Origin of the sequence: Paenibacillus germinis (assembly GCF_013141785.1) — a bacterium.
Classification (GTDB): Bacteria; Bacillota; Bacilli; order Paenibacillales; family NBRC-103111; genus Paenibacillus_E; species Paenibacillus_E phytorum.
The window spans coordinates 22,423-49,161 of sequence record NZ_WHOC01000138.1 but is presented as its reverse complement, the minus strand read 5'-3'; the positions used below and the strand labels follow the sequence as shown (position 1 = coordinate 49,161).

Below are 26,739 nucleotides of genomic sequence, written 5' to 3'. Positions count from 1 at the left end.
CTGTGTGCGTTAATTGGTCCGTCGTAGTTTTTTTGAGTGAAATTATGCAAAAGTGCAGCTAATTCAGAGCGAAATGACCTTTTCGGCTTACATTGCCAATATTTGATGCACAAAATGCATCATTACTCAAATTGGAAAATTCATTGAGATTTGCTGCACTTTTTGCATCTTGTTGTTTGCAAACTTACCGTTTCGTTCAACGATGCCGGTGCCGGATTGGTTTTATTGGTACCGGCGGGGGTGCGGGGTGCAGGGTGCAGGGTGCGGGGGTGCGGGGGTGCGGGGTGCGGGGTGCGGGTCCGCGGGTTGACAGGTTTGATGGGTTTGGCTCCTCCAAAACAAATAAACCCGCCACCCTCATGATGCTCCACGAGGGTAACGAGTCAAATCTTACACCTACACCAAAAACATCGCCACGACCGTCGTCACCGCGAGGCCGATGAGCACAGGCAGCAGATTCCGTCGCGCCAGCTCGAATGGACTCACGCCGCAGATGGCCGCTGCTGGAATCAGCGCCCACGGAATCAACGTGCCGCCGCCGACCCAGATGGCGGACACTTGCCCGAGCGCTGTGAGCACAGCCGCGCCGGAGCCAATGGCAGTTGCGAATAGCTGCGCAATCGAGCCCGCGAGAGAGATGCCGGAGAAGCCGGAGCCGTCGAGGCCTGTAATGGCGCCGACGACGGTGAGCGTCACGGCACCGACCGCGCCGTTCAGCGGCACTTGCCCCGCGAGTGCCACCCCCAGATCGTTCACGATCCCGTGCGAGCCTTGCGGAAGTATTTTGCCGAACAGCTCCGTGAAGGCGGAGTCGCCTAGATAGAAGAAGGCGGCGATCGGGATCACGGGGCCGAATACTTTGAAACCGAATACAAAACCTTCGATGAGGTAGGAGGTCGTTTGTTCTAATCCTTGATTCCGATGCGCGAGCAGCGTCACCGCAATGAGTATGAATACGGCGGTGCCCCCAACGAGTGCTGTCGCATCTCCCCCTTGCAGATTAAGAACGAACATCGCAATTACATCTAAGGCGAAGAGCAAAGGAATCATAATCGCCAGAGTTTTCTTCAGATTCGGCGTTAAATTAACTTTGGCCTGCCCGACAGCTGAAATGAGTGAGCCACTATCTCCTGGTCCACTCGCCACGAGGCCATTCCGCCACTTTCCGTTCTTCATGTCCCGCCTCATCATCCAAAAAGCGGTGATCGTCGTGACAAGCCCCATCACAATAACCAGCGGAATGCTTGCCTCCATGACGGCAGTCACCGGCAATCCAGCTGCATCTGCTGTTAATTTAGGAGCTCCCTGTATAATGTAATCCCCCGAAAGCGCAATCCCATGTCCGAATAAGTTCATCGCCATAGCTGCACCTAGCGCTGGCAGACCAACACGGACGGCCACAGGCAGCAGAACAGCACCAATGAGCGCAACACTGGGAGACGGCCAGAAAAACCATGACGTCACCATCATAATGATACCGATACCCCAGAAAGCTAAAGCAGGCGTTCGCATAAAGCGGGTTAACGGAGCGACCATCGTTTCATTAATCCCTGTTCGAATAAGTACACGGCTCATCGCAACAATAATGGAGATAATCATAATGGTTCCCATCAGCTCTTTGGTTGCATAAATGAAGCTGTTGAAAACACCAGAAACGGAGCCGCTCAACGTTTCCGTTGCCAGCAAGCCAAGCGCGAAAATACCAACCACACAAATCATCATTGTGTCTCTACGCTTTATTAAAAGGGTAAGAATAAAACCGATAAATACTAAATAGACCCAATGAATCGGTAATAATTGAATGTCCATCGGGATCACGCATCCTCTCTGCCATACAGCATTTGGTGCTACATTGTATGCTAGGCTGGGCGGAGGAGTTCGAGTGAATTCGGGTTGAGCGACACCTTGTGGTACAATAGAAGAACTATTTTAACCAAGTTAGGGGAATGCCGAGGATGGCTAGAAATCAACGCTTAGTAACGGATATGGATTTTCAAGATGCTGTTGAAAGACAGGCTGTCGTCCGTGTTTTCAAAGATGATCACATTGTGGATTCGAATGCGGTTGTATTGCGTTTCAGTGAAAAAACAGTTGTGGTACAAACTCGTGTTAGTGATTTAACGTATTATGATCGAGAGGCTTGTGAATTTTTTGAAATGAAAAAACGATAGCTGCTGCAGCTATCGCTTAGTTTAATGTATAGGAAGTTAGTAGAACGAAGCGGTAGCCCGCTTTTTGAAGCTCGGGAATAGCTCTCATGATACCTTCTGCCGTATCTTTCTCCGGGTGATTCATATGAGCTAGTACAATAGAACCGCTTCGGGCTTTTAGCAGCGCTTTATATACCTGCTCCGTGTTATAGGTCGCCCCAGCATCGCCGAGTACATTGTAACCAGCCAACTGAAAGCCCAAATCATGAACGACTCCTGCTGAAATATCATCATAATAGGCTGTGCCCGAACGAAAAAATAAAGGACGCCGCCCTGTCAGCTTCTCAATCTGGTCAGCATTGTCTTTCACTTCATGAATAACATCGCTCACATTCTTGGTTCCCGCGATGCCATACGCCAACTTGCCATTTACAGACAAGGGCCGATGCTCGGTCCCATGATTTTCAATCTCAAACAGTGGGTTTGCGGCTAATTTGGTAAATATGTCCTTATTGGCTGTTATCCATCTCGCATTGATAAATAAGGTAGCCGGGATGTTTTCCTTGATCAAATAGTCGATCAGCTTCTCATCGTACCCACTGCCCTCCTTCCCACCGCACGCGTCAAAAGTCAGCGCAATCACTTGTTCCTTCGTAGAAAGATGTGTCCGAACACCTGGGACATTTTCGCCCCATTTCTTAGGTTTAGCGTTCCCGTAACGCTCGATCAATGAACTGAGGTCACTTGGAGGCGAAGATGGAATCGCCGATGTATCCATGGCTGTTGTTGCAGGTGTCGATGCCGCCGATGGCGTCGGAGTCTCTCTTTGCACTAATGCTGTCGGTGTTGAAGTCGATGTTGGTGTCGTTGTCACTGCCGGTGCACCACTTCCTTCAGCAGTCCCATGAGCTGCCTCTCTATTGCCCACCTCACAGGATGATAGCGTTGCCATTACGAAAAGAAAGAAAAGGAGGCACACTGTGCGCTCCCTCATTTGTGCTTTCGCCAATCCAGACTGCTCTTAGAAAGCAGATGTCCAAAATCATTCTCGAGCCGTTTTTCTTCTGCTTTGCGAGCAGCTTCCGCCTTCGCTCTCTCTGCATCTTTCTTCGCTTGTTCCTCTGCTTTCATGGCATCAGCCTGCGCTTTGAGCCCCTCAAGTATTTCCGGGCGCAGTAAATCCTTAAGTGTTGCAGGTTTATCTTGCACGCTGGTAACAGCAGGAGTAGACGACCATTTTTTCTTAGCCATAACGGGTTCACCTCAGTTCAGTTTCTCCCTATTATTGTACACTTCTACTCATGCAAATGATACGGTACCGTAGCCACGACGATATCTTTATCCGCTTGCAGCTTCGTACGAATTCGTGCAGCTGACTGGTTATGAAGCAGTCGATGCCACCATTTTTTCGGCATAAATTGCGGTAAAATGACCATAATGTTTTGCTTTTCCGAAACATGCGTGTCAATTCGCTCAATAAATTCAGCCAACGGCTTCAGTATCGTCCGATAACGTGATTTAAAAATAACCAATCGAACGCCCGGATCCCACTTCTCCCACTTCTCCTGCATCAATTCTTCATCTTCATCGGAGAACGATACGTAGAAAGCAATCACGTTTGGCGACAACGATTTCGCATAGTTCAAGGACTGTGCCACGACCCGATGAATGCCCGCCACAGGGACAATAATTAAAGGTTCCTTCGTGCAAACCCGATCAATCGTTATATCAATACGCAATTGATTCGCTACATCATCGTAGTGATGACTAATTTTCGTAATTAACCAAAGCAGCAGTGGGGTTATAATAATAACAATCCACGCACCTTCGGTAAATTTAGTGATGGAAAATATGAGTAAAACAGCAAGAGAAACGATTCCGCCTAAGCCATTGATGACCAGCTTTCCGATCCAACCTTTCACTCGCTCTCTCAACCATTTACGAACCAAGCCGCCTTGCGCAAGTGTAAAAGATAAAAACACGCCTATCGCATATAGAGGAATGAGTGCATCGGTCTTACCTTTGAAACCAATCAGAAGAATACTGGCCAGCACACCAAGTGTGATAATACCATAATGAAACGAAAGTCGGTCTCCTCGGAAGGAGAACATACGCGGAAAGTTTTTATCCTGTGCCATAATGGATGCTAAGATTGGAAAGCCGTTGAAGCTAGTATTAGCAGCCAAAACCAGAATGAGCATAGTACCAATTTGAGTAGCGTAGTACATCACCCCACGACCAAATGCCTGCTCTGTCACCATCGATAATACAGATGTATGACCATTATGATCAGGTACAATACCATAACCCAAAGCCAACAGCGTTACTCCTCCAAACACGATAGCCAAAAGTGTCCCTAAGGATACTAACGTACGCTTCGCGTTTTTCACAGATGGTGAGCGGAAATGCGGCACGGCATCGGAGATGGCCTCGATCCCTGTCACCGCTGAACACCCGGAGGAAAATGCTTTTAAAAGGACGAATAACGTTAATGAACTCGTCATTGAGCTCGGAGCAAACGCTATGGGATGCGTATTAATGGATCCCGTCAGCATATCGTATGTGCCTTTGCCCACTAGCAGTAAAATACAAAGAATAAAAAAGTACGTTGGAATCGCGAAAATCGTACCTGATTCCGAAGTTCCTCGTAAATTTAGCCAAACCATGATCCACACGAGAACCAAAGTAATCGGAACAATATACGGTACCGCCGATGGAAAAGCTGACGTAATTGCCTGCACGCCGGCAGAGATCGAAACGGCAACGGTAAGTGTATAGTCTATAAGCAGCGAAACCCCAGTCAGCCTTCCCCACACCATACCTAGGTTTTCTTTGGAAACCATATAAGCTCCGCCGCCTTGCGGGTAGGCCTCAATCACTTGTCTATAGCTCAAAACTAGCAGCATAATCAGAGCAATAATAGATATCGCAATGGGCAAAGAGAACGCAAAAGCGGCAATCCCAACAGTCGCGAGTTCCAAAAGAATCTGCTCAGTCCCATAGGAAACCGATGATAAGGCGTCCGAGGAAAGGATTGGAAGTCCCTTCCAAACCGGCAATTTTTCGGATTCCATTTCGCTGGATTTAAGCGGTTTTCCAAACATAATTTTTTTTAATGAGTCGCTTGTCATTCGTGATAGTTCCTCCAATTAAACCTAATATCTGACGTAAACTTGCGTTTTAGGACGCAAAAAAACACAAGGATAGACCTTGTGTTTATACACATGTTCTCCTTCCCACGGTCGCTTACGAGGTTAGCTGTCGGGTTCGGGCCGCGAGAATCTGCCCTAAATGGTGCCACACTTAAGCACCTTTACTCACCCCATGAAACTTTTGGTTCCCCCGCTTTTCTAATAAGAAAATTAAGCGAAATATTCAACTGTAACGTACGAGTTGAATACTACTCTCTTCTTGCGGCATAGTAAAGGATTGAAAAAACTTAAAAATATAACTCCAACCTCTACATTCACTCAATAATTCGCTTACAATCATACGATTCGTTGATTTACTTCCATTCTCTGATTCCATCATGGTTTTTTAAACATTTGGCGAATCGCCCGGGTCGAGCATCACCGGTGGATTCGTCTTTTTTTACGCTTGACAGAAAAATACAACTACTTTAAGATTTAGCTGTATGATAGCTATACAGCTATATAGCTATATAGACATACAGTTATATCGAACTAAAAAAATTTAAAGGGAGGTCACATGTATGACTGTTATTGGAAAGAAGATGTCTATCACAGGGTTAACCATTGTCATGTTAGCAGGAGGGATACTCGCAGGCTGCTCATCGGATGAGAAGAAGGGCAACGCGGGCGGAGACAAGAAAGAGACCGTTACACTAAAAATGATAGAGAGTTTGACCAGCCCTGAAAGAACAACACTTCTTAAAAACATGCTCGGCGAATTTGAGAAGCAAAATCCAACCATTAAAGTAGAGTTAATCTCGCCGCCGCTTCAGAATGCGGATACGAAGATCGCTGCTATGCTAGGTGCGAAAGAAAGTTTGGATGTTCTCGAGGTTCGCGATAATACCGCAAAACAATTTGTAACGAATAAATTTATTGAAGATCTGAAACCGTTTACAACGAAGTGGGAGAATTACAAGACGTTGAACGATAGTGCCAAAATGGCAGCTGAATACATTGACGACAAGCCATATTACATACCCTACGGGCTGTACCAGAAAGTATTGTACTATCGTCAAGACTGGTTCAAAGAAAAAGGATTAACCCCGCCGAAAACGTGGCAAGAGGTATATGAAAAGGGCAAGGCTCTCACTGACCCAGCCAAGAATCGTTACGGATATGCGTATCGGGGCGGAGCAGGAGGCGATAACTTCTCCCTCATGATTATGCAAGCATTTGTCGGTGATAAAATTAATCCGAACGACTCCATGTTCTTAAAGGACGGTCAAACGATCTTCTCCTCGCCGGAAGCGAAACAAGCCATGGAACTATTCACGAAAATTTATCAAGAAGCTTCGCCAAAGGATTCAACGAACTGGGCTTTTGCGGAAACAGTGGAAAGCTTCGTGTCGGGTGTAACCGCGATGTTGATTAACGATCCAGAAGTTATCTCCGTAACGAAAGAGAAAATGGCAGAAGGAACCTGGGCAACAGCGCCAATTCCACTGGGACCAAGTGGTAAAGCTCCAAGATTTGTCGGCGCAGCAGGATGGGGAATGACGTCATACACCAAGCACAAAGAAGAAGCTTGGAAGTTGATTGAATTCTTATCGAGCCCCGAGCAGAACTTGAAGTTTGCCAAGGGCATTGGACTCATTCCGATTCACACTTCAGCGCAAGATGATGAATTCTTTAAAGTTGGGGCCTACCAAGCCTTTATCAATATGAACAATAATTCCAAAGATTACTTCATGATGAGAGATGCGACAAACTATCAAGGTAATGGCCAATTTAAAAAGCTTCAAGTTGAAAATAATCAGACGATGATCTTAGGCAGCATGCAGCTGGATAAAGTTCTAGAGCAGTGGGACGCTTACTGGAAAAATGAAAAAGCAACTCAGAAAAAATAAACCGGATGACAAAGGTGCTTTGGAGGGGTCTGGATCAAAGGGACCCCTCCTTTATTCGGATACTTACGAGAGGAGGACATAGATGAAAGACAATGTGAACAAGTTCATATTTTACTGCTTGCTGCCTTCCCTACTGGTCGTTTCTGTATTTACGTTTTACCCTTTCTTTCGGGGTGTTGGGATGGCGTTCCAGAAATATACACTATTCGATTTAACGGATATTCATTTTATTGGGTTTGACAATTTCACACTCATATTTGGCCAGCCTGCATTTCTGAAAGCTCTGTCCAACAGCTTCTTTTGGGTGTTTATCTCTCTTTTTTTACAGTTTACTATAGGGTTCATTTTGGCATTGGTCTTGAAGAAACCGTTCAAAGGCAGAGGTGTCTACCAAGGACTGATCTTCTACTCATGGGCCATGTCAGGATTCCTGATCGGCATCATCTGGAGATGGCTGTTAAACGGCCAAATCGGCGTTATTAACGATCTGCTTTTAAAGATGGGCCTCATTACCGAAAGGATTGGTTTTTTATCGGATCCTAAGTGGGCGTTGCCTTCGGTGATTGCAGCTAACGTTTGGTACGGCGTAGCGTTCTTTGCTATCATGCTGCTTGCTGCGCTTCAGTCGATCCCTGCTGATCTCTATGAATCCGCTGGTATCGATGGGGCGAACGGAACACAGAAGCTCTGGTACGTGACGATCCCGTACATTATGCCGACGATCATTGCTACTACTTTGCTGCGGGTGATCTGGATTTTCAATTTCCCGGATATTATTTATGCGATGACTAATGGAGGACCTGCGGGCTCGTCACATATTTTGGCCACGTTCATGATGGATAAGATTATGTTCGGAGGCGACTACGGTCAAGCCGCTGCGGCAGGGGTCATTATGGTTATTCTATTAGCCATGTATACCGTGTTTTACTTGATGGCGACCAAGTCCGAGAAAGGAGCTGATTTCTGATGAATCCCATCATGAAATGGTTACGTCTCCCTGGAAAAGTGTTATTTCTGGGCATTGTGCTGATCGTCATGTTATTTCCGCTCTACTGGATTTTCATCACTTCACTCAAGCCGTCCAAAGAGATTTTTAAGCTGCCCCTGCAATATTGGCCGTCAACGATATCCTTCGAAAACTATATTAATATCTTCAAAATTTCCAATTTTCATATTTATATCTTTAATAGTTTAATCGTTTCTCTCGCTTCTGCATTCACGGTGCTTCTCATTACGACGCTCAGTGCTTATGTATTGGCTCGTCATAAATTTAAGGGCGGCCCGCAAATTATGTTCGCCTTTTTCATGACACAGATGATACCGGCTTTTGTCGGATTTGCCCCGTTGTATCTCATGATGTCGAAATTCGGCCTGCTGAATCAGTTGTATTCACTCATTATTTTGTACACAGCCGGACTCATACCATTCTGTACGATTATGCTCCGCGGCTTTTTCCAGCGCATTCCTGCCAGCTTGGAAGAAGCGGCTGTGATTGATGGATGCTCGCGGCTGTCAGCGTTGTTCCGTATTATTATGCCAGTCATGCTGCCGGGTGTTTCAGCGACTTTTATTTTTGCTTTTGTACAAAATTGGAATGAACTCTTCATGTCGATCATGTTTATCGATAAGGAATCGGCTAAGACGATTCCGGTTGCTATGAACGGCTTCATTACGAAGTTTAATATTGATTGGGGCCCCATGTCTGCAGGAGCGGTGCTATCGGTTATTCCTACGATTATTATTTTCGCGTTTTGTCAGCGATTCATTGTTGAAGGATTAACACAAGGAGCTGAAAAAGGCTAATTCGTACATAGAATCATAGAAGCATTTAGGAGAAGGTGGAGGAAAGCATGCCAGAGATTCAGACATATAGCAAGGAGACCATCGTCACGCATGACGTGCATGATGAGCGACATTACGGTGCGGTCACGCATCCGATTTATCAGAACAGCTTGTTCACGTTTGAAACGCATGAAGAATTGGAGAAGGCGCTTGCCTTTGAAGTGAGTAGTATCATTTACACCCGTGGCAACAATCCGACAGTTCGTGCATTAGAAGAGCGTTTGGCGGCGCTGGAAGGCGGAGAGGAAGCGAGATGCTTTGCCTCAGGCATGGCAGCGATTTCGGCTGCAATCCTGTCAACGGTACAAGCGGGCGACCATATCGTGTGCGTGGATGGCTGCTACGGTCCAGCCAGAAGACTTATGAAAGAATATCTGGTGAAATTTCAAATTGAGACTACCTTTGTTGATGGTAAGGATGTGATGCAAGTTCAAGAGGTCGTACGTCCGAACACCCGCTTAATTTATTTGGAGAGTCCGACGAGCATCTTATTTGAACTTCAGGATTTAGAGCAAATCGCAGCGCTTGCAAAAAAAATGGGAGCAAAAACCATTATTGACGGTTCATGGGCTAGCCCATGCTTCCAAAGCCCGCTGTCTAATGGCATTGATATGGTCGTACACTCGATGACTAAGTATATTTCCGGTCATAGCGACTTGATCGGAGGGGTCGTGATTGGCGCAAAACAACATATGGATCAACTGTTCCGAGAGGAATTCCAGCTGTTCGGCGGCATTCTTCATCCGCAAAGCGCCTCCTTGTTTATGAGAGGTTTGCGTACATTGCCACTCAGGATGCATAAACTGCAAGAGAATGGATTTAAGGTTGCCCATTACTTGGAAAACCAATCTTTTATCATAAAAATGAACCATCCCGGTTTGAAAAGCCATCCCCAGCATGAGCTTTATTGTTCGCAAATGTCGGGTAGTGGAAGTCTCTTTTCCTTCGAAACCCATATACCGATGGAACGCATGCGGCACTGGGCGAATCAGCTGCAGTACTTCCGTAAGGGTATAAGCTGGGGTGGCTTCGAGAGCTTGGTGTACATACCCAATCAGCCCGATAATCGGGTAATCGTTCGATTGTATGTAGGCCTTGAGGAACCGGACGATCTCATCAATGATTTGAAGCAGGCGTTTGCTTCCATTGGAGCTGAACATCAGAGCGCCATACAAGGATAAACGACTCCGTCGTCCTTCTGGGACGAGCGCGTTTGTCAAGGTAGATGCAAAGCAAAAGTATAAAACTTATACCTTATCATCTACTAGAAAATAGTAAGGAGCCGTCCCATGGTCATGAAAGATGACTGAGGGAGGCCCCTTTTTTGTATATATTTATTTGATCAAAGAGATAATTTGCGCTCTCCTTGAACAGGAACCTTGAGGATAGCCAGTTCGATAGCATCCATCAATTGATGAAAGGTTGATATCGCTTTTACTTTGTCGCGGTCGGCGATGGCTTGGGCAATGGTAGGATGGAAAGGGAAGGTATCTTCGAAAAGCCGCTCTTGTCCAAGTGGAGCCTGCGCCCAGAACTTCTCAAAGAAAGAAGATAACGATAAAATAATGCCTTGCAGAACCAAGTTTCCGGATGCTTCATAAATGGTCTTGTGGAAGTTCCTATCTGCGACAGTCGTAATTTCAATGACTTCCTCGTGATTGCGTATTTCATCCAAGAATTGATGCATGAGCCTGATTTGCTCTTCTGATGCATGCTCGGTAGCAAGTTCTACAGCAAGTCCTTCTAATGCCCTGCGAACTTGACAGGCTTGGATCATAAATGTTTTTTCATCTTCTATATCAATTTTCATCGAAAATCGGTAGGAAGAGGGATCTTCGACATAAATGCCTTTACCATTTTGGATTTTGACAAAATCCATCGCTTCCAGCGAGCGCAGCGCCTCTCGAATCGAGGTGCGGCTTACGCCTAACAATTGAACAATTTCTTCGATGTGGGGCAGCTTGTCCCCTTTTTGCAAACCAGATTTCCGAATATAATCAATAATTTCTTGTGCAACGATTTCGTGCAGCTGTAGTTTTTTGATTTTACGCACCGAAGGGCCTCCTCATTCACGCACTACTATATGACTATATTATAGCATACATGTAGGATGAAGGGTTATTTCAAGAAATACCAAAGCATATCCATCCAGTCTTAGTACAAGGAATAAATTTCCGTTTTCCAAGGAAACCTACTCTCAGGTGATATAACATGAATCTGACAGAAACAACGGATATGGCCAGACTTAAACTTCAATTTGAATCAAATAGTGATTTTGTGATGGAACGAAAGCAACTTTTGGGTCAGGAAGTTGTATTTTGTTATTTTCGTCCCTTTGTTAGCCTAGCACAAACGAATCAATTATTATCTTGGATGGAGTCCAGTCCAATCAGTGATTGGCTTCAACAAATAAGCCTATTGAATGGCAAATTAAACGCAACTTACGACTTGCAGATGAGCAGCTTAATGGAAGGTTATTTAATTATTTATTTACTCGATAACCCTATAAGAAATTTTATTATCAAGCCCGTATCATCAACGATTAAGAGAATGATAAATGTTCCACAAAATGAAAATGTGATTGAGTCTTCCTTTGGGGCGTTTAATGAGGATTTGGACACCAATATGGCGCTGATCCGCGACGAGCTAAGATCCCCTACACTAACCATGAATACCTTAATTATGGGGACAAAACAACCAAAAAGAACCACCTTAACTTATTTATCGGACTCTGTTAATCGCAAGCTGCTTTCATCCTTAATGAAGAAGCTAGAGGCAAATAAAGCAAAGGAATTTAAACATTTGCAAGAAATCATCAAGGTGTTGGGAGAAGGGAATTTCAGCCTTATTTCCCCTTGTCTAACTTCTGAGCGGCCGGCAGAAGCAGCAGACCATTTGAAAAATGGCCGTGTTATCCTGTTTATCGAAGGACTTCCGTACGCTTTTGTTATGCCAGTTATTATTACAGATCTCTGGTGCTTGAACTCCGATCGCAACTTCCCCAAGATTACAATGATTACCATTCGGATGCTTCGGTTTATCGGCATGTTTATCGCTTTAGTCTTACCTGCTCTATATGTATCTTTAGTCTCTGTGAATCCAGAGGTACTCCGAATCCAGCTAGCCTTGTCAGTTGCCCAGAGCCGTGAAGGGGTACCCTATCCGGCCTTTTTGGAAGTCATTTTTATGTTAATTGTTCTAGAGATGCTCATTGAAGCGAGTATTCGCCTTCCCAAAAGTATAGGTCCCTCGATAACAACAGTAGGTGGAATTATTCTCGGGCAAGCCGTTGTAAGCGCAAAATTGGTAAGTAATCTATTCATTATTGTTTTGGCAGCTTCCGCTTTGGCGAATTTCACATTGAACGGGGTACAAAATGCCCTGTTTATTCGAATATCAAAATATGTTTTGATCGTGCTTAGTGCTATTTTTGGTGTTCTTGGTACGATTGGTGGAATCATTTGGCTGTCCATCTATATGGCCTCTATCGCGACATTTGAAGTCGCCTACGTCAATGTAAATGTAAAGGAAGGTCCCCAGGATGGTTAATAAAATATCAGTCTATCTAACCTTCATCACTGTACATTTCGGGCTGATATTCTTCGTATATCCGGAGAAAATATTTGAATCGACAAGCAAAGGTCATTGGGAAGCTATACTGATTGGCTGCCTATACGAAGTAACCATGATGTGGATCTATCTTAGAGGCCTGTCATCTTTCCCTAACATGACGATTGTTCAGATTTGCAAACAAGTATTGGGACCCTGGCTGTCAAGAATCCTTCTAATTCCAATCATGTTATATTTTCTTGCGACTCTAGTCTTAATTTCCAGGGTATATTCGGAAATGATGACCATCGTATTTTTACCAAAAACGCCGATATGGGCTTTACTCTGTTTTATCTTCTTGGGCTTGTTTGCAGCCTGGTGTGGTATCAAGACAGTGCTCAGAACAAGTGTCATTATCTCGGTTTTGTTCATACCTTGGATTTTTGCAGCACTCAGCAGCTCCGTGATAAATTTCGATATCCGTAATGCATCCCCAATTTGGAACACTAACTTTGATTTTTTGAAGCATCCTGCTTATTATTCAAGTTTTTTCGCTTTTTCCGGGTTTTTATTTTTGGGTATGATTCACCCTTTTTTTCGAAATGTTGCGCGCAGCCGCAAGGTATTCATCCTTTTGATTGCTGGCTTGTCTCCTTTATATTTGGCATCCGTTTATATACCCCTTCTCATTTTCGGACAAGAAACTGTCATTCAACTCCAATTCCCTCTTCACACAGGGATGGATACGATCGATATGAGCTGGTCCATATTCGAGAGAATGACGCTGTTTTACACAACTTCTATGATTGCTTTTTTAGTTCTCTATAGTGCAGTTTTAATTTGGCTCATAGCTGAGATGTTTCGGGGCATCGTAGTTCCCTTATCCAATAAGTGGTTAAGTGTAATTATTTCAATCATTGCCTACTTTCTTAGTTCACTGGTTCCAGGTTGGTCTGAAACAGAACACCTAATTGGGCTGGATACTGGGCTCCGAGCTTATAGTATCTGTGTCTTTCCAATCGTAATTGGGATTATTGGCGCACTGCAAAGGAGGCGAATTAACCAAGGATGACATACATATTTCGTTCAGTCTTAGTACTCCTAACTATATTCCTGTTATCGGGCTGTTGGGACAATAAGGATATCAATAAAAGGATACTGCCTGTAGCGATGGCTATAAGTCAAACAGATGCAAAAACGTATAGAGTTGGGCTTCGAGTGCCTCAACTTGATTCAACTAATATGACACCACGAATCATAACTGGGGAAGCCTCAACGATCAGTGAAGCCTTGGATCGGATGCGTGGAAATGTAGAAAGCAGTATTGATTTACTACATCTCAAACTTCTGATGATTGATGAAAGAACCGCTAAGCTTGGTATAAAAGAAGTGCTTGAATATGCCATTAGGTCTCATGACATTGCACCTAAAGCCCTGGTTTCTGTGTTTAGAGGTGATTTAATCGAAATGTTAAACAAAAAAGAGCAAGGCGGAGCGGATGGTGGCACTGCGAGCTATGATTTTTTCAACAAGCTGGCTGGCTGGACCCCCAACACTTCTATTGTGTATTTATGGGAAGCATATCGAGGGGTTTTTTCGCATACGGAAGATTTTGCTCTTCCAATAATTAAACCTGGCGTGCGTACGATGTTTAAGTTAGATGGTTCAGCCATCATGAGTCGGGGAGTTATGGTTGGAACGATTTCTTCAGATGATACGCTCATATACAACATTATGAAAGGTGATTTTCAGGGGGCTAATGTAGAAGTAATGGAGCATGCCAGCGTTCTCCTAGTCGACGTGGATTATAAGCACCGTCATCATTGGGATGGCCATACACCGCAAGTGGAAACGGATATGAAGGTCGTTGGCATGCTTCTGGAGACGAAGGGCAACCCCAGTAAAGAACAGATTAAGGATGAGCTCCAAAACTTGTTGAGTAAGCGGGCTAAAGCTATGATTTCAAAACTGCAGGAAAATCAATCGGATTTGTTTGGTTACGGACAATATTTCCGTAATGATCTTTCCCATGTTCAATTAAAGGAATGGAGAAAAACCTGGTATCCACAGCTGAAAGTGACATTAAATGTGAAAGTGAATATTAGAAATAGTGGGAATTTGAAATTTAATACGATTGATTCGTGAGCATAAGGACAGAAACGACTGAAAACACAGCTTCCAAGCTGTATTTTTTCAGTCTATTTCCATTTCTATGAACGCTTCAAACCTAACTTTTCAACATCTGCCAGCCACTTTTCACGCTGCTTATCCGTTGAAGACTTAACTGGACTTATTTCTGTAATCTTGACGGGATTGACTCCACAAAATTGCAAGGTCCCACGTTTCATGACATGATGCCCTGCTTGTTTGTACACCCATCGATAGTACCAGGAAGGTGTGTCCATGGTTACTATGAGACGGGCAGATTTCCCACTTAATAATTTGTCCCAGAACATGGAATTTGGACGATTCCGATAGGCGAAACCTGGTAGAAATACACGATCAATGAACCCCTTTAGGACCGCTGGGACTGTCCCCCACCAGATCGGATATACGAACACCAGGTGATCCGCCCAACGGATCGTCTCTTGAGCCGCAAGCAAATCCTCTTCTAACTCCAGCCGTTGATGGTAGCCATATTTCAAATTCGGTTCAAAAGACAAAGAGCCTATATGAATGCTGCGTACCTCCGAGCCGCTAGCGATTGCCCCTTTCTTGTAGGCTTCCGATAACGCTGTGCAATAGCTCTTAGCAAAGGGATGTCCGTTAATAATGGCTATGTTTGGTTGCATGTTCCTGCCTCCTCGTGACTCTGTTTATTCATCTTTCATCACTTTGCGTGTTAAGATAAAGTAAGAATAAGCCATTTGGAACTAGAAAAGTATGATCAAACATGCCAAAATCTTATTCTTATGTGCAGAAAGGAGGTCTCGTGAGTTGTCACCAAACTACACAGGGTTATCTGTCTCCCTTGTTTATCCGATTATCAAAGCGATTGTGTTCAAGGGACATAACAAAGAAGAATTTTTCACAAGAGCAAATATGGATGAGTCCATTCTTCAAGACACCGAGGCTAGGTTGTCGGAGGAGGATTTCGAACGTATGACGGAATTAGCCGCTGCCATTACATCTGATGACATGTTCGGATTACATCAGGGACAGAACATAGAGGTTTCTGATTTGGGGATTCTAGGATATGTGATGCTTCACTCAAAAACCATCGGTCAAGGCCTAGCAGCTTTTCAAAAATATAATATGATCGTATGTGATGGATACAACATCAATTGGCAAATAGAAGAGAATGACGTTATCATCGGGTTGTCCTACAATCGTCCACACAAGGAACCGGCCAGACACTGCATAGAAGATATGGCTAGTTCTTTGTATCATTTGATGATAAGGCTAAGCTGCAGAAATATTTCTTTAAAAGAGGTGCATTTCACTCATGCTCTCTCCACGGAGATTGACGCGTATACATCGGTACTAGGGGTCACACCGCAGTTTGGTAAGGATTCGAATACAATTCGTATAAGCAAGGACATTCTGGAATACCCCATTTTATTAGCGGACTCCAAGCTATTGGGGACCTTCGAGGCCATCGCGGAGGAAACCAGACACAGACTCATGCAAGGTCGAACATTTTCCGACCAATTATACAATTGGATCATGAAGGATATGCCGATGCCTTTTCCAAGTTTAAAAGAGACATCAATGGCTTTTAAAATGAGTGTTAGAAGCATTCAGGCAAGGTTAAAACAGGAAAATACAACCTATCAAGATATCATGAATCGGGCTCGAAGAGAGCTTGCTGTTGGTTATTTGGCTAAACCGGAATATAAAATAGGAGAGGTCGCTTACCTTCTTCACTTTTCTGAGCCAAGTGCCTTTCAAAGTGCTTTTAAGAAGTGGACAGGGGTAACACCAAGGCAGTATCGGATGGATTTATTGAAACATCTCCAACTATGATAGCATCCAAAACCAAGAAAGCCCGAAAGGGCTTTTTTTACGTTAATCCATTTTCTAAAAACTACATCGCTAGACCGAGAACTTTTTAAAGCTTGCGCCGGATGAGTGAAACACCTTGAAGATCTATGCTTAGAAGCGTTGAGGAATTTAGTTAAAGATGAGGTGTAACCATGAAAAAGCAAGGAAACAACAAGACTTTAGTTCTAATCGGTCTGCTGCTAGGCCTGGTTTTCTCAGAGTTGGATCAAACGGTCGTGTCGACGGCTCTGCCGACCATTATTCGTGATCTGCACGGCATGACACTTTACGGCTGGGTAGCAGGAATTTACATGCTCTCGATTACGATGTTCATGCCGATCTTCGGCAAGCTTGCCGATATTTATGGTCGCAAGAAGATTTATTTAAGCTGTGTCGCCCTATTTATGGTCGGATCCATCATCAGCGGACTCGCTGATTCGATGACCACACTGCTAATCGGCAGAGGCGTTCAAGGAATCGGAGCCGGTGGACTCATGCCTTTGGCCATGATCATCATTGGCGATACATTTCCGCTAGAGCAGCGAGCCAAAGTCCAGAGCCTTGTCGGCCCGTTATTGATTCTGCCACAGCTGATCGGCCCTACGATTGGCGGGTATTTCGTAAGCTATGTGAGCTGGCATTGGATCTTTCTGATCAACATTCCTGTAGGACTTATCGCTGCCTTTATCGTTTCCAAGGGCTTGCGAGAAGCGGCCAGCACCGAGAAAAAATCCATTGACTGGGCAGGAGCCTTTACACTCGTTCTTGCTATGCTCTCACTTCTTCTAGCTCCGGTCTTGATCGACATCAAAGGCTATACGTGGTCTTCCCCAATTATTATCGGCTTATTGACGTTATTCGCAGCTCTTACCCTGCTCTTTATCCGAATCGAATCGAAGGCCAAGGAGCCGATCATTCCGCTTGTTCTCTTCAGAAATCGGTCCGTCGTCGTACTGTCCTGTATCGTGTTCCTAACCATGCTAGGCGTCATGGGAGGCATGTCGGGATTCCCATTTTTTGCACAGAATGTCATGGGTATGTCGCCCACCGCATCCGGTTACTTGTCACTGGCCTTCATGGCAGGCGCCATTCCGGCAAGTGTCATTTGCGGTAATCTCATAACGAAGATCGCCTACAAGAAACTCTTCATCGTATCGTTTATCTTCCCGATCGTAAGCTATGTACTGTTATCGCGCATACATGTTGATACAACAGTGATCTACATTATCGTAGCGTTCTTCATTTTGGGGCTTGGGATCGGCGTTCTATTCGGTTCAGACAATTTGATCGTGCAGGAGTCTGTTGCGAAGGAACACAGCGGAGTCGGAGTGGCAACGGTGCAGTTGTTCCAGGCCATTGGTACCACGCTAGGATTCAGTATCTTCGGAAGCTTGCTTTCCAGAAATATCGCCAGCAGTTTATCCGGATTATCGGACCAATTCCCAGAAGGAACTGCAGAGACGATCCTGAATGGTGGCATCCCGCAAGGGCTCTCAGCAGACTTACTGCTGCAAATCAAAATGGTATTTGCAGAGGCGTTCCAACACATTTTCGCAATAGGCATCATTTTCGCTTTTGTAGCTTTTATAGCTTGCTGGTTCATGAGAAAAGAAGTGCTGACGAATGCGGAAGAGGCTTTGAGTACAAAAGAAGTTCTGACTACAAATACATGACAATAATAAATGGTTTACGCCGACCTTGGAGAATGTGTTTGCAAGGTTGATGCAAAGCATGTAACGCCCAGGTTGTGTAGGGTAAACGGATTTGCTTGCTCAACCGAGTAAACCTTGTAATGTTGTACGTTGTACAACAATTGGCAAGCTAATCGGCGTTTTCCACGCGATTGTTGCAGAAAATACAACAATTACAGCTTAAAGCAGCTCTAGAGCCCATAAAATGGATAAATTGTTGTACGACATACAACATCTTTAGCTTTCCCAGCAGAAATCGAGGAAATTGTTGCACGCTGTACAACATGTCTTTCTAATTCTCCGTTTGGACTTACCCCTAACCCCAAAAAAATCTGGCGTCAAAAATAAACTGGATAGGAAGTCAGATTAGTTTCTGATCTTCTCTATCCAGCTTTTGCTCTTCATCTTATTCAATTCGGCACATGATAGTTGCGGGCTGTTGTTTTTTGTTTGAAAATCATTTTTTTCCATATGAGCGGGATGCCGCCAATGAGGTATAAATAGCGAGCATCGATGACTTTTTTCAAGAGAGCGGCGAATTTGCCTTTGACTTTCTTCACTTTGAGTAGACCCACTGCCTCTCCCCTGCCTAAGGATGCCACGGTTCCTTTGAAATCGTATGCGAAGGGCTTAAGGTCGCGGCCGCGAACGGCATATAGGAGATTTCTCGCTACGTTGTAGCCTTGCTGAACGGCAATCTGGGCATTCGCTGGATAAGGCGTCCCCTCAGGGCTCATCACAATAGAGCAATCACCTGTAATAAATACATCAGGATACTGGTAGGAGCGCAAGCACTCGTCCACTTTGACCCTTCCCCGCTGTACATCGAATCCCGCTTGCTCTAACAAGGAGTTCCCGCGAATGCCTCCCGACCAAACAACGGTGCCTGCACGAATGAACTCGCCATTGCCCAAAATAACGCCATCCGGCGTGCACTCCTTAATGGGTGTGGATAGTTTATACTCAACACCTTTGCGGCGCATGACTTCCATGCCATATTCGACAAGATCTTCAGGTAGACCAGGAGGCAGCGCCGATGGGGAGGCTTCGATATTTATGATTTTCACAGTGGACGGGTCGACGTCATAGGTCCTGCTGAGCACAGGGATCCGATCTGCCAATTCCCCCACAAACTCTGTTCCAGTGAAACCAGCGCCCCCAACCACAAAGGTGAGGTACTCTTTCCTCTTTGGCTCCATTTTTGACTTGGCAAACATATATTCAATATGCTGGCGAATAAAGCGCACGCTGTTTATGCTCTTAATCGACATCGCATATTCATTCATCCCAGGAATGCCGAATGTCTCAGTCTCACTCCCAAGCCCAATAACCAGATAATCGTAGGAGAGGTCCCTATCGCCGAGCACAACCTTCTTTTCCTCTGGCAAAATCTGACTTACGGTTGATTTCACAAAATGAATCTTACGCTCATCAATCAAATCCGCTATCGCCACACGGGCATTATCGTGATGATCGGTACCGGCAGCCGGCATATGCAGATGCGTCGTGATGTAGTGATAGTCATGTTTGTTCACCAAAGTTACATCCATCTCACTTGCTTTCATCTGCTTCTGAAGCCTAATAGCTGTGACAAGACCACCGTAACCTGCGCCAAGAATAACTACTTTCGGTTTGCTCATTGAAATCCTCTCCTCCGATTTGTGAAATAAATCACATATATCTGTGAAAAATATCACATACTTTTATAAGAAGAGCCGTTTGGCGACTCTTTCTTTTATAATATGCTATTTCTCATCGAAAATCACTATAAATTTGACCATTTTTTGAACAACAAGCGTTTTATTTGGATTCGAAGGCGTCGCTCTCCGCTTTATCATGTAATCGGCGTAATCGAAAACAGTTCATTCCTGCCACGCCGAGCTCCTCCAGCAAACCAAAGTTCGCCCATGCGCCCACCACCGCCCCGATGCCGGGGACGAGCTGAAGCATTTTACGAAAATCAATCGTATCTCGGTATTCCTGCTGCAGCTGCTGCCAATCCACTTGATTCATGTAGTCCTCAGCCGGTGGAAAAGAATGAGAAATGGTATGCCAATTCTTAATGGTATGAAGAAGATCCGGCTTCTTATTCGGACTGGAAAAGGCCAACTGAAACACATAGAGAATGAATAACCGCTCCCGGTAATCTTTGGTCGAGTAGCCGTAGGCATGTGCCAGCTCAAATAGGAATTTCAATTTAATGCCGATCAGAATCGGGAAATCCGCTAGTCCTAGTAAGATCCCACCCGCTCCCGTACCAGCTCCTTCTGCTGCGGCAATCTTTTTATATAGGGATAATAGTTCCTCAGCTTTGGCATCGCTATCTGCTAAGGAGACGCCGTATAACGGGTCGTTTTTGGGGATGTAATTCATACCGAATAGGGTCGTTTGTACGATCCCTTTGACGGTCGCGGTTATAGTTTTATGAACCTTATCGGGAATCAAATTATTGATGCTGGTTTGAACAGATTTGGAGGCTCTCTCCATCAGGTTGGGAGTCCTCTGCTGCCGAATTTCCCAGCGTTTCAGCTTTTTCAACATCTGCTGCTCATAAATTGTGTACGCTGTTTCCATTCTCGCCACCGCCATCCCTGTTCTTCATTTAAGTATAGTATACGGGGCGATTGGTCTCAACATGACGTGGTGAGCGGAGAAGAAAACGGGGAGTGGCGGGAAGCGGCATGAAGAAGAGCATGAGAAGAGCATAAAGAAGAGCAAAATGAAGAGCATGAGGAAGTGCACAATGAAAGAGCAAAGTGAAGAGCTAAAAAGAGCAAGGGACTGCCCCAAAAGTCCTATTTGGAAAATTCAGCTCCAACTTGTGAATTTCGTAGTCTGCTTGCTACTTCCATTGGATTATTCCAATAGAAGTGGGGATTTTACGGCCTAAAAGTCAATTCCATTGGAAAAATCCAATGGAAGTATAAATTTCGTTCTGAACCGATTCGAATGTCCCTGAAGGTCAATATGCGTATAGGGGCTGTCCTCAAGTAGATCTATCTACATTTGGGACAGCCCCCGAAAATTATGATTGCATGTACATTAGTAATGAAAAACAAAGAATGCCAGTGATAACGAGAATGGTGTCCATACCTCGCCACTGTAAAGTGTTTTTCTTCAGTAGCAGCTGCTTGCCGTCGATTTTTTTCAGTTCCATCGCAATGGTCATTTGCTCTGCCTTATGGAACATAGCGAGCAGCAAGGGGACGACCAGCGCCGGGATATCTCGTGAACGAACTGCACCCGGGCGGATTGATGCTTTGCCTCTCGCCCTTACGATGGCTGAGAACCGCTGCCACTCCCGCAGGATGAGCGGAATGAAGCGGAAAATCAAGGAAACGGCCAAAGAAAACGATTCAACCGGCAGCTTAACTTTGCGGAAATATTTCAAGGCCCAATTGAGACCTTGCACGAGCTGACCATAAGGCGTCGTAACGGCTAGCCAATAGCCTGCCATGAGGACGAGAAACAAACGTGTCAACGTGAGTGCCGTGCTCCAGCCACGCTCCGCCGAGAAACCAAGCGGAAACTGCCCTTCAGCGGTTGACCAGTCCAGCCCTGCCAGAAGGATCGAAATGAACATGAAGATCAGGAATGGCAGGGCGATCTTCATGCTGCCGCGAAGGACGGAGCGCGGGAGGCCGAGAAACGCGAGGCTGAGGAGCAGCATGGCTGCCGCGAGGCCGCTCCACTGCTGCTGCTGCATCGTCCCGATGACGAGCAGCAGGTAGAGCAGCCACTTTGCGCGCGGGTCGAGCCGCAGCATCGCGGCCTGCGGCGGCTTCGAGGCCACGCCAGCTTCGCGCGTGGCCTGCGGGCTCGGCGCTGCCGCTTGCGGCGCCGGCCTAGGGCTGGCGCTGGCGCATTCGCGCAGCGCCTCTGCGATCGCCGGCGCGGCAAGCGCCGGCGTGAGCCGGTCTGGCGCGATGGCGATGCCATAGCGCGCCAGCTCTAGCGCGGCCTCCACGCAGCTCGGGAGGCCGACCCCCGCGCGCGTCAGCACCTCCGGCGCGCGGCAAAGCTCTTCCGGCGAGCCGTCGAAGACGAGCGCGCCGCGGTCTAGAACGAGGACACGGTCCGCTAGCGGAAAGAACGTGTCCAGGTCGTGCGTGGCGATGACGAAGCCGCCACGCTCGCGCACGCGAATGATGCGCAGCAATTCGCGGACGGCTGCCGCCTCTAAGCCGGCAGTTGGCTCATCCATGAGGAGCCAGTCCGGCGCAGTGGCGAAGGTTGTGGCCAGCGCGAGCCGGCGCTGCTCGCCGCCGCTCAGCAAGAAAGGCGAGCGATCCATGGCGATGACGCCACGTGGATCGAGGTCAGCGCAAGCGGCGCGAATACGCCGCTCGCGTTCGTCCACCCCGAGCCGGTAAGGACGCAAAGAGTACGCGAATTCCTGGCGTACACTGCGTGCGAACAGCTGCTGCTCGGGGAATTGAAATATCAGACCTAGACGCAGGAGATGGGCTTGGTTTACTTTCCGTTTGTGCCACAATGGCTGCTCATCAAGGGTAATCATTCCTAAGGTTGGTTCCAGAATTCCGGCCATGACCTGCAGCAGTGTTGATTTCCCAGAACCCGTGTGACCAATCAACAAGGTCAGCGATCCATCTGCCAAGTTGAAGTTGATATCCTTCAGCAGTTGATTGTTAGGGTCATCCGGAGCATCTACCCGAATGTCCTGCAGAGCTATGGACATAAGGTTGCCACCGCCTTAGCCAGCTCTTCCATATCTAGCGGGAGGAGGTCAAGCTGACAACCTTGCTGCAGTAGACCAATGGCTGTCTTGACCACAAAAGGCGGATCAAACCCTAATTCCATACATGGTGTCATGACCGATAATTCTCCCCCTTCCCCATAAAAAAACACTCTCGGCTCCCCATCAAAGCTTATCCGTCCCTCTCCAAAACCAACGACACGGGTGGCATCCGCCAACTCTTCCAAACGATGGGTAATCCACACAATCGTCGTCCCACGCTTATTCGCTTCACGTACCGCTTGGCGTACTTCCTTCCTTGCCGCAGGGTCCAGCATCGCGGTCGGCTCATCTAATACAAGAATCTTTGGTTGAGCAGCAAGCGCTGCTGCAAGATTCACTAACTGCTTTTGCCCACCGGATAACGTGTTAAGCGTACGCTCGATCGGGATCGTCAGTCCAACGGCAGATAAGGTCTCAATGTACCATTCTTTACGTGCTTCTGTACTTAAATTCTGCCCATTCGGCAGGTAATCCAGCTCTTCCTGAACCGTATCTCCAACAAACTGCGCATCCGGTATTTGCAGCACACCTCGAGTTAGCCAATGCTGGTCTTGTTTATGCACGAACTGCCCACCAGAGAGAGGACTTAAGCCCAGTAATACGCTGGCTAGTGTACTTTTGCCGCTGCCATTGGGGCCTATAACTACAATCCACTCTCCCTGATGAATATCCATGGAGACATCAGACCACACTTGCCTTCCTTCTCCCGATTCTGTTCGATAAATCACGGAGGCTTTCTCCAAAGAAGCTAAAATCTCACTGTTTGCCATATGTAAAATGTTCCTTTCACTTTCACAAAAGATGTGCTATCATCTGATTGTCAACCATTGTCGTTCGAGTTGGTTGACAATACATCAACAATAACAGAAACAGGAGCGATGAACAATATGAAACTCACTCTACGCGGCGTTGTTTTTAGTGCACTATTTGCCGCTATTCTCGTTTTATTCAGCTTTGCGAAAATTTCTCTTCCTTTGACACCCGTGCCTATTACATTGCAAACACTCGCGGTTATGCTGGCTGGCGGACTTCTGGGAGCACGCTATGGATTCCTTAGTATGGCACTCGTTGTCGTCCTTACAGCCATCGGCTTTCCCCTGCTTCACGGAAATGGTGGTTTAGGTGTCGTCCTCGGACCTACTGGCGGCTTCATTATGATTTGGCCTATTTCGGCCATGCTTATCGGTCTTATTTTACCTCGTATACGGATGAATGGCATCATGGGATACATCGCCGCATTCTTTGTCCTTGAAGTATTCGGCTCTCTCATTCTATATCTGGCCGGAGTTCCTTGGTTAATGTACAAAGTACCAACTTATACATTCGCCAAAGCCATGACAGCAGCGTGCTATCCATTTTTACTAGGAGATGCTATCAAAGCCGTGGTTGCAGCACTCATCATTGCTCCTGTTCGCCAAGTATTTCCGCCACAAAGACTTACGGGTTCCTCTTCACATAGCGTGGTAAAAAGTAATAGTACTTCAGATCTTAGCATTTAAGACTCTGAAGACGAACAACGGCCTTACAGCCGCAGAAGATCTGAGCGTACACCTCAAATCTTTGGCGGCTGTAAGGCCGTTTTCCCGTGGAGACGTAACTTCCCAATAAACAGAGGTTTAAATATTTTTTTGCACCCGCGAACCTAAAAGTAGGGTGCGGCATCTAATCTTTATCATTTAAAACAAGGAGGCTAGCTAATGTGCAGATACTAGAACGTGATATTAAACTTGCCCGAAATGGAGACAAGGAAGCTTTTACACGACTCATCAAAGCCATAGAGTTAAATCTTTACGGGGTGGCAAGATCCATTGTTAAACGGGATGAGGATTGCGCTGATGCGATACAGGAAACGATTTGGAAAGCCTATCGTAATCTTTCTTCACTGAAAGAACCCGCTTTTTTCAAAACATGGATATTCCGCATCCTCATAAACGAATGCAACCAAATATTGCGGAAAGAGAAAAGGACGGTATCCAGTGAAAACTTGCGAAAGGAACAAGTATCCTCATTCGACACTTACGAAAATATTGATTTAAAAGAAGCGATAAACCATTTGGAAGAATCATTAAGATTACTAATTACACTTCACTATTTTGAAGGTATTTCGCTTAAACAGATTTCTGAGCTCCTCGATACACCTGAGGGAACGATTAAGTCACGACTTCATCGTGCCCGGCATTTTCTAGCCGATTGCCTAAGAGAACCTAATGAAAGGATGATCAGCAATGAATCCTGATAAGTTGGATGAAGAACTTATAGAATTGATCGGGGATAAACCCACGGTACTTCCGGATTTGGTTCGTAGCCGGATCGACTCTACTTTAGCCGCTTTGCCTAAAAAACGTCATATTAATAGGACGCGCAAACTTGCTCTAGCTTCTTTGGCAGCTGCTATTTTGGGACTGATCTTGCTAGGATCGGGTTTTGTATATCCTGCGATGGCTTCTGCTTTAAAGCAGATACCTGGGTTCGAATCTGTTTTTAAATTTGCCGGAGATTTCGGTTTGAAAACCGCTGACGAAAAGGGCATGACCACGACGATCAACCAGCGCGTTACGGATCAAGGCATTACTGTTGAAGTATCTGAGGCGATGTATGATGGGGTCAGACTGACAGTAGGCTATTTGCAGACATCTTTGAATGGTATACAGGAGCTTGGAGATGTGGAGTATGAAATTAATGGAAAGCATGTACATTTCCCAGGTAGTGGCTCAGGCAGCAGACTTGATGAACACACTTATGCAGGAGTAGTAGAGTTAAACCCTGAAGTGGAGCTGCCAAAACACTTTCAGCTTAAAATGACAGTGTTCCGTATAGGGTCTACACTTGGAAAATGGGAGTTCAGCTTCCCTGTTGAAAAGATCACCTCCGATAACAAAGTCGTGATGCCGATGGTCACTAAAACTTATGGCAATCTGAGCCTGATCATAAAAAAAATTGTCTTTACTCCTAGTTCCACCGAAATGGATGTGGAGATCAAGCGGCCATCAAAAGTAAATACATTTATTAATTTTCATATGATAGATGACAAAGGCGTGCATCTCGAACCTCATGGTGGAGGAGGAGGCGGACGTACCGAGGGTGATTTCGAAATATCCACATTTAAGCATCAATTCGGACCGGTTAAAGACATACCGAAAACTGTAACTATCCGTCCGGTGATTGATGGCGGCCAGTCGTCTGTGCTTCCCAAAGAAACACGTGTGCTTATGGATGGGTCACCCACTCCCGAGCACCCCCTAGTCCTTTCCCAGGGGGAAATCGGTTTGTTGAAAATCACTCAGGTGGAATTTCTAAAAGATAAAACGTTAGTTCATTATCAAACAGAAGGAAATGAGCCACATATGCAATCAAACCCTTTGTGGATCGAGGATGAATCCGGAAAAAAATATTTGCTGCTAGACAAACGAACCGAACTCATCGATCCAGTATTATACAAGTTTATCCGTGAATTCCCTGTCTTCCGCGGTGATCAGAAATTGACTTTTGTCACAAAAGAACTGCCTAAACCAGACTATGTAAAAGAACTAGAAATGACCATTCCTATATCCCCTTAAACATATAATAGTTTACTTTTATGTGGAATTAACCCTCGTAATTCTTGCTTTAATGAATTGCGGGGTTTTTTTATGATAACTTATATCAAATTTTTACGATTTTGTAATGTGCAGCACGGAATTTTTATTCGATTGTAATGCCCTGACGTGTAAGCTAATTCTTGTA

Annotated in this window: 23 protein-coding genes and 1 riboswitch; of the genes, 13 read left to right on the top strand and 10 right to left on the bottom strand. The window is 45.6% G+C overall.

Annotated features, from left to right (window positions below; all coding sequences use genetic code 11):
- Nucleotides 1-396: 396 nt before the first annotated feature.
- Complete coding sequence (locus GC102_RS25670) at nucleotides 397-1,809, bottom strand: hypothetical protein (protein WP_171692035.1); 1,413 nt, start codon at nucleotides 1,807-1,809, stop codon at nucleotides 397-399.
- Between the two features lie 146 nt (nucleotides 1,810-1,955).
- On the opposite strand from GC102_RS25670, the gene GC102_RS25665 reads away from it, so the two are divergent.
- Complete coding sequence (locus GC102_RS25665; RefSeq protein ID WP_171692034.1) at nucleotides 1,956-2,171, top strand: hypothetical protein; 216 nt, start codon at nucleotides 1,956-1,958, stop codon at nucleotides 2,169-2,171.
- A gap of 16 nt (nucleotides 2,172-2,187) precedes the next feature.
- Here GC102_RS25665 and GC102_RS25660 read toward each other — a convergent pair whose 3' ends face one another.
- Genes GC102_RS25660 through kimA form a run of 3 tightly spaced genes read right to left on the bottom strand, consistent with a single transcriptional unit; the run spans nucleotide 2,188 to nucleotide 5,281 of the window.
- Nucleotides 2,188-3,159: a polysaccharide deacetylase family protein gene (locus GC102_RS25660; RefSeq protein ID WP_171692033.1), complete on the bottom strand. Its 972-nt coding sequence runs from the start codon at nucleotides 3,157-3,159 to the stop codon at nucleotides 2,188-2,190.
- Nucleotides 3,141-3,401, bottom strand: coding sequence for a YqkE family protein (locus GC102_RS25655; protein ID WP_057304082.1), 261 nt, complete (start codon nucleotides 3,399-3,401; stop codon nucleotides 3,141-3,143). Before GC102_RS25655 ends, GC102_RS25660 begins: the two co-directional genes overlap by 19 nt.
- Nucleotides 3,402-3,445: 44 nt before the next feature.
- A complete protein-coding gene (kimA, locus tag GC102_RS25650; protein WP_171692032.1) occupies nucleotides 3,446-5,281 on the bottom strand; it encodes a potassium transporter KimA in 1,836 nt (611 codons plus the stop codon).
- Nucleotides 5,282-5,378: 97 nt separating this feature from the next.
- Nucleotides 5,379-5,529: riboswitch (cyclic di-AMP (ydaO/yuaA leader) on the bottom strand.
- Between the two features lie 333 nt (nucleotides 5,530-5,862).
- Between kimA and GC102_RS25645 the strand changes: the two genes are divergently transcribed.
- The 4 genes from GC102_RS25645 to GC102_RS25630 all read left to right on the top strand — a co-directional run bounded on the left by GC102_RS25645 (nucleotide 5,863) and on the right by GC102_RS25630 (nucleotide 10,214).
- Entirely contained in the window at nucleotides 5,863-7,191 is a 1,329-nt protein-coding gene (locus tag GC102_RS25645) for an ABC transporter substrate-binding protein (protein ID WP_171692031.1), read from the top strand.
- Between the two features lie 82 nt (nucleotides 7,192-7,273).
- Complete coding sequence (locus GC102_RS25640) at nucleotides 7,274-8,158, top strand: carbohydrate ABC transporter permease (protein WP_171692030.1); 885 nt, start codon at nucleotides 7,274-7,276, stop codon at nucleotides 8,156-8,158.
- Nucleotides 8,158-8,994 (top strand): carbohydrate ABC transporter permease, encoded by an 837-nt coding sequence (locus GC102_RS25635; protein WP_171692029.1) that lies wholly within the window; start codon nucleotides 8,158-8,160, stop codon nucleotides 8,992-8,994. Before GC102_RS25640 ends, GC102_RS25635 begins: the two co-directional genes overlap by 1 nt.
- Before the next feature lie 47 nt (nucleotides 8,995-9,041).
- On the top strand, nucleotides 9,042-10,214 hold the full coding sequence (locus tag GC102_RS25630; protein WP_171692028.1) for a trans-sulfuration enzyme family protein: 1,173 nt from the start codon (nucleotides 9,042-9,044) through the stop codon (nucleotides 10,212-10,214).
- A gap of 161 nt (nucleotides 10,215-10,375) precedes the next feature.
- Here GC102_RS25630 and GC102_RS25625 read toward each other — a convergent pair whose 3' ends face one another.
- Nucleotides 10,376-11,086 (bottom strand): FadR/GntR family transcriptional regulator, encoded by a 711-nt coding sequence (locus GC102_RS25625; RefSeq protein WP_171692027.1) that lies wholly within the window; start codon nucleotides 11,084-11,086, stop codon nucleotides 10,376-10,378.
- Nucleotides 11,087-11,244: 158 nt separating this feature from the next.
- Here GC102_RS25625 and GC102_RS25620 point away from each other — a divergent pair, with 158 nt between their 5' ends.
- Genes GC102_RS25620 through GC102_RS25610 form a run of 3 tightly spaced genes read left to right on the top strand, consistent with a single transcriptional unit; the run spans nucleotide 11,245 to nucleotide 14,727 of the window.
- Nucleotides 11,245-12,582 (top strand): spore germination protein, encoded by a 1,338-nt coding sequence (locus tag GC102_RS25620; RefSeq protein WP_171692026.1) that lies wholly within the window; start codon nucleotides 11,245-11,247, stop codon nucleotides 12,580-12,582.
- On the top strand, nucleotides 12,575-13,654 hold the full coding sequence (locus GC102_RS25615) for a GerAB/ArcD/ProY family transporter (protein WP_171692025.1): 1,080 nt from the start codon (nucleotides 12,575-12,577) through the stop codon (nucleotides 13,652-13,654). Before GC102_RS25620 ends, GC102_RS25615 begins: the two co-directional genes overlap by 8 nt.
- Nucleotides 13,651-14,727, top strand: a complete 1,077-nt coding sequence (locus GC102_RS25610) for a Ger(x)C family spore germination protein (protein ID WP_171692024.1) — start codon at nucleotides 13,651-13,653, stop codon at nucleotides 14,725-14,727. Before GC102_RS25615 ends, GC102_RS25610 begins: the two co-directional genes overlap by 4 nt.
- A gap of 65 nt (nucleotides 14,728-14,792) precedes the next feature.
- Here the strand turns inward: GC102_RS25610 and GC102_RS25605 are convergent, their stop codons facing one another.
- Nucleotides 14,793-15,374: an NAD(P)H-dependent oxidoreductase gene (locus GC102_RS25605; RefSeq protein WP_171692023.1), complete on the bottom strand. Its 582-nt coding sequence runs from the start codon at nucleotides 15,372-15,374 to the stop codon at nucleotides 14,793-14,795.
- A gap of 145 nt (nucleotides 15,375-15,519) precedes the next feature.
- Between GC102_RS25605 and GC102_RS25600 the strand changes: the two genes are divergently transcribed.
- Nucleotides 15,520-16,548 carry an AraC family transcriptional regulator gene (locus GC102_RS25600; RefSeq protein ID WP_246321123.1) on the top strand — a complete coding sequence of 343 codons (1,029 nt, stop codon included), beginning with the start codon at nucleotides 15,520-15,522 and terminating at the stop codon, nucleotides 16,546-16,548.
- Nucleotides 16,549-16,718: 170 nt separating this feature from the next.
- A complete protein-coding gene (locus GC102_RS25595) occupies nucleotides 16,719-18,239 on the top strand; it encodes an MDR family MFS transporter (protein WP_171692021.1) in 1,521 nt (506 codons plus the stop codon).
- Between the two features lie 428 nt (nucleotides 18,240-18,667).
- On the opposite strand, the gene GC102_RS25590 is transcribed toward GC102_RS25595, so the two are convergent.
- The 4 genes from GC102_RS25590 to GC102_RS25575 form a co-directional block, all read right to left on the bottom strand.
- A complete protein-coding gene (locus tag GC102_RS25590; protein WP_171692020.1) occupies nucleotides 18,668-19,897 on the bottom strand; it encodes an NAD(P)/FAD-dependent oxidoreductase in 1,230 nt (409 codons plus the stop codon).
- 160 nt (nucleotides 19,898-20,057) lie between these two features.
- Nucleotides 20,058-20,831, bottom strand: a complete 774-nt coding sequence (locus GC102_RS25585) for an EcsC family protein (protein ID WP_171692019.1) — start codon at nucleotides 20,829-20,831, stop codon at nucleotides 20,058-20,060.
- A gap of 451 nt (nucleotides 20,832-21,282) precedes the next feature.
- Nucleotides 21,283-22,956: an ATP-binding cassette domain-containing protein gene (locus GC102_RS25580; RefSeq protein ID WP_171692018.1), complete on the bottom strand. Its 1,674-nt coding sequence runs from the start codon at nucleotides 22,954-22,956 to the stop codon at nucleotides 21,283-21,285.
- Entirely contained in the window at nucleotides 22,947-23,744 is a 798-nt protein-coding gene (locus tag GC102_RS25575) for an ATP-binding cassette domain-containing protein (protein ID WP_312883379.1), read from the bottom strand. Before GC102_RS25575 ends, GC102_RS25580 begins: the two co-directional genes overlap by 10 nt.
- 159 nt (nucleotides 23,745-23,903) lie before the next feature.
- On the opposite strand from GC102_RS25575, the gene GC102_RS25570 reads away from it, so the two are divergent.
- The 3 genes from GC102_RS25570 (at nucleotide 23,904) to GC102_RS25560 (ending at nucleotide 26,573) form a co-directional block, all read left to right on the top strand.
- Entirely contained in the window at nucleotides 23,904-24,515 is a 612-nt protein-coding gene (locus GC102_RS25570) for a biotin transporter BioY (RefSeq protein WP_171692016.1), read from the top strand.
- Nucleotides 24,516-24,715: 200 nt separating this feature from the next.
- Nucleotides 24,716-25,252 carry an RNA polymerase sigma factor gene (locus GC102_RS25565; RefSeq protein WP_171692015.1) on the top strand — a complete coding sequence of 179 codons (537 nt, stop codon included), beginning with the start codon at nucleotides 24,716-24,718 and terminating at the stop codon, nucleotides 25,250-25,252.
- Complete coding sequence (locus GC102_RS25560; RefSeq protein ID WP_171692014.1) at nucleotides 25,242-26,573, top strand: DUF4179 domain-containing protein; 1,332 nt, start codon at nucleotides 25,242-25,244, stop codon at nucleotides 26,571-26,573. Before GC102_RS25565 ends, GC102_RS25560 begins: the two co-directional genes overlap by 11 nt.
- The last annotated feature ends 166 nt before the right edge of the window (nucleotides 26,574-26,739 follow it).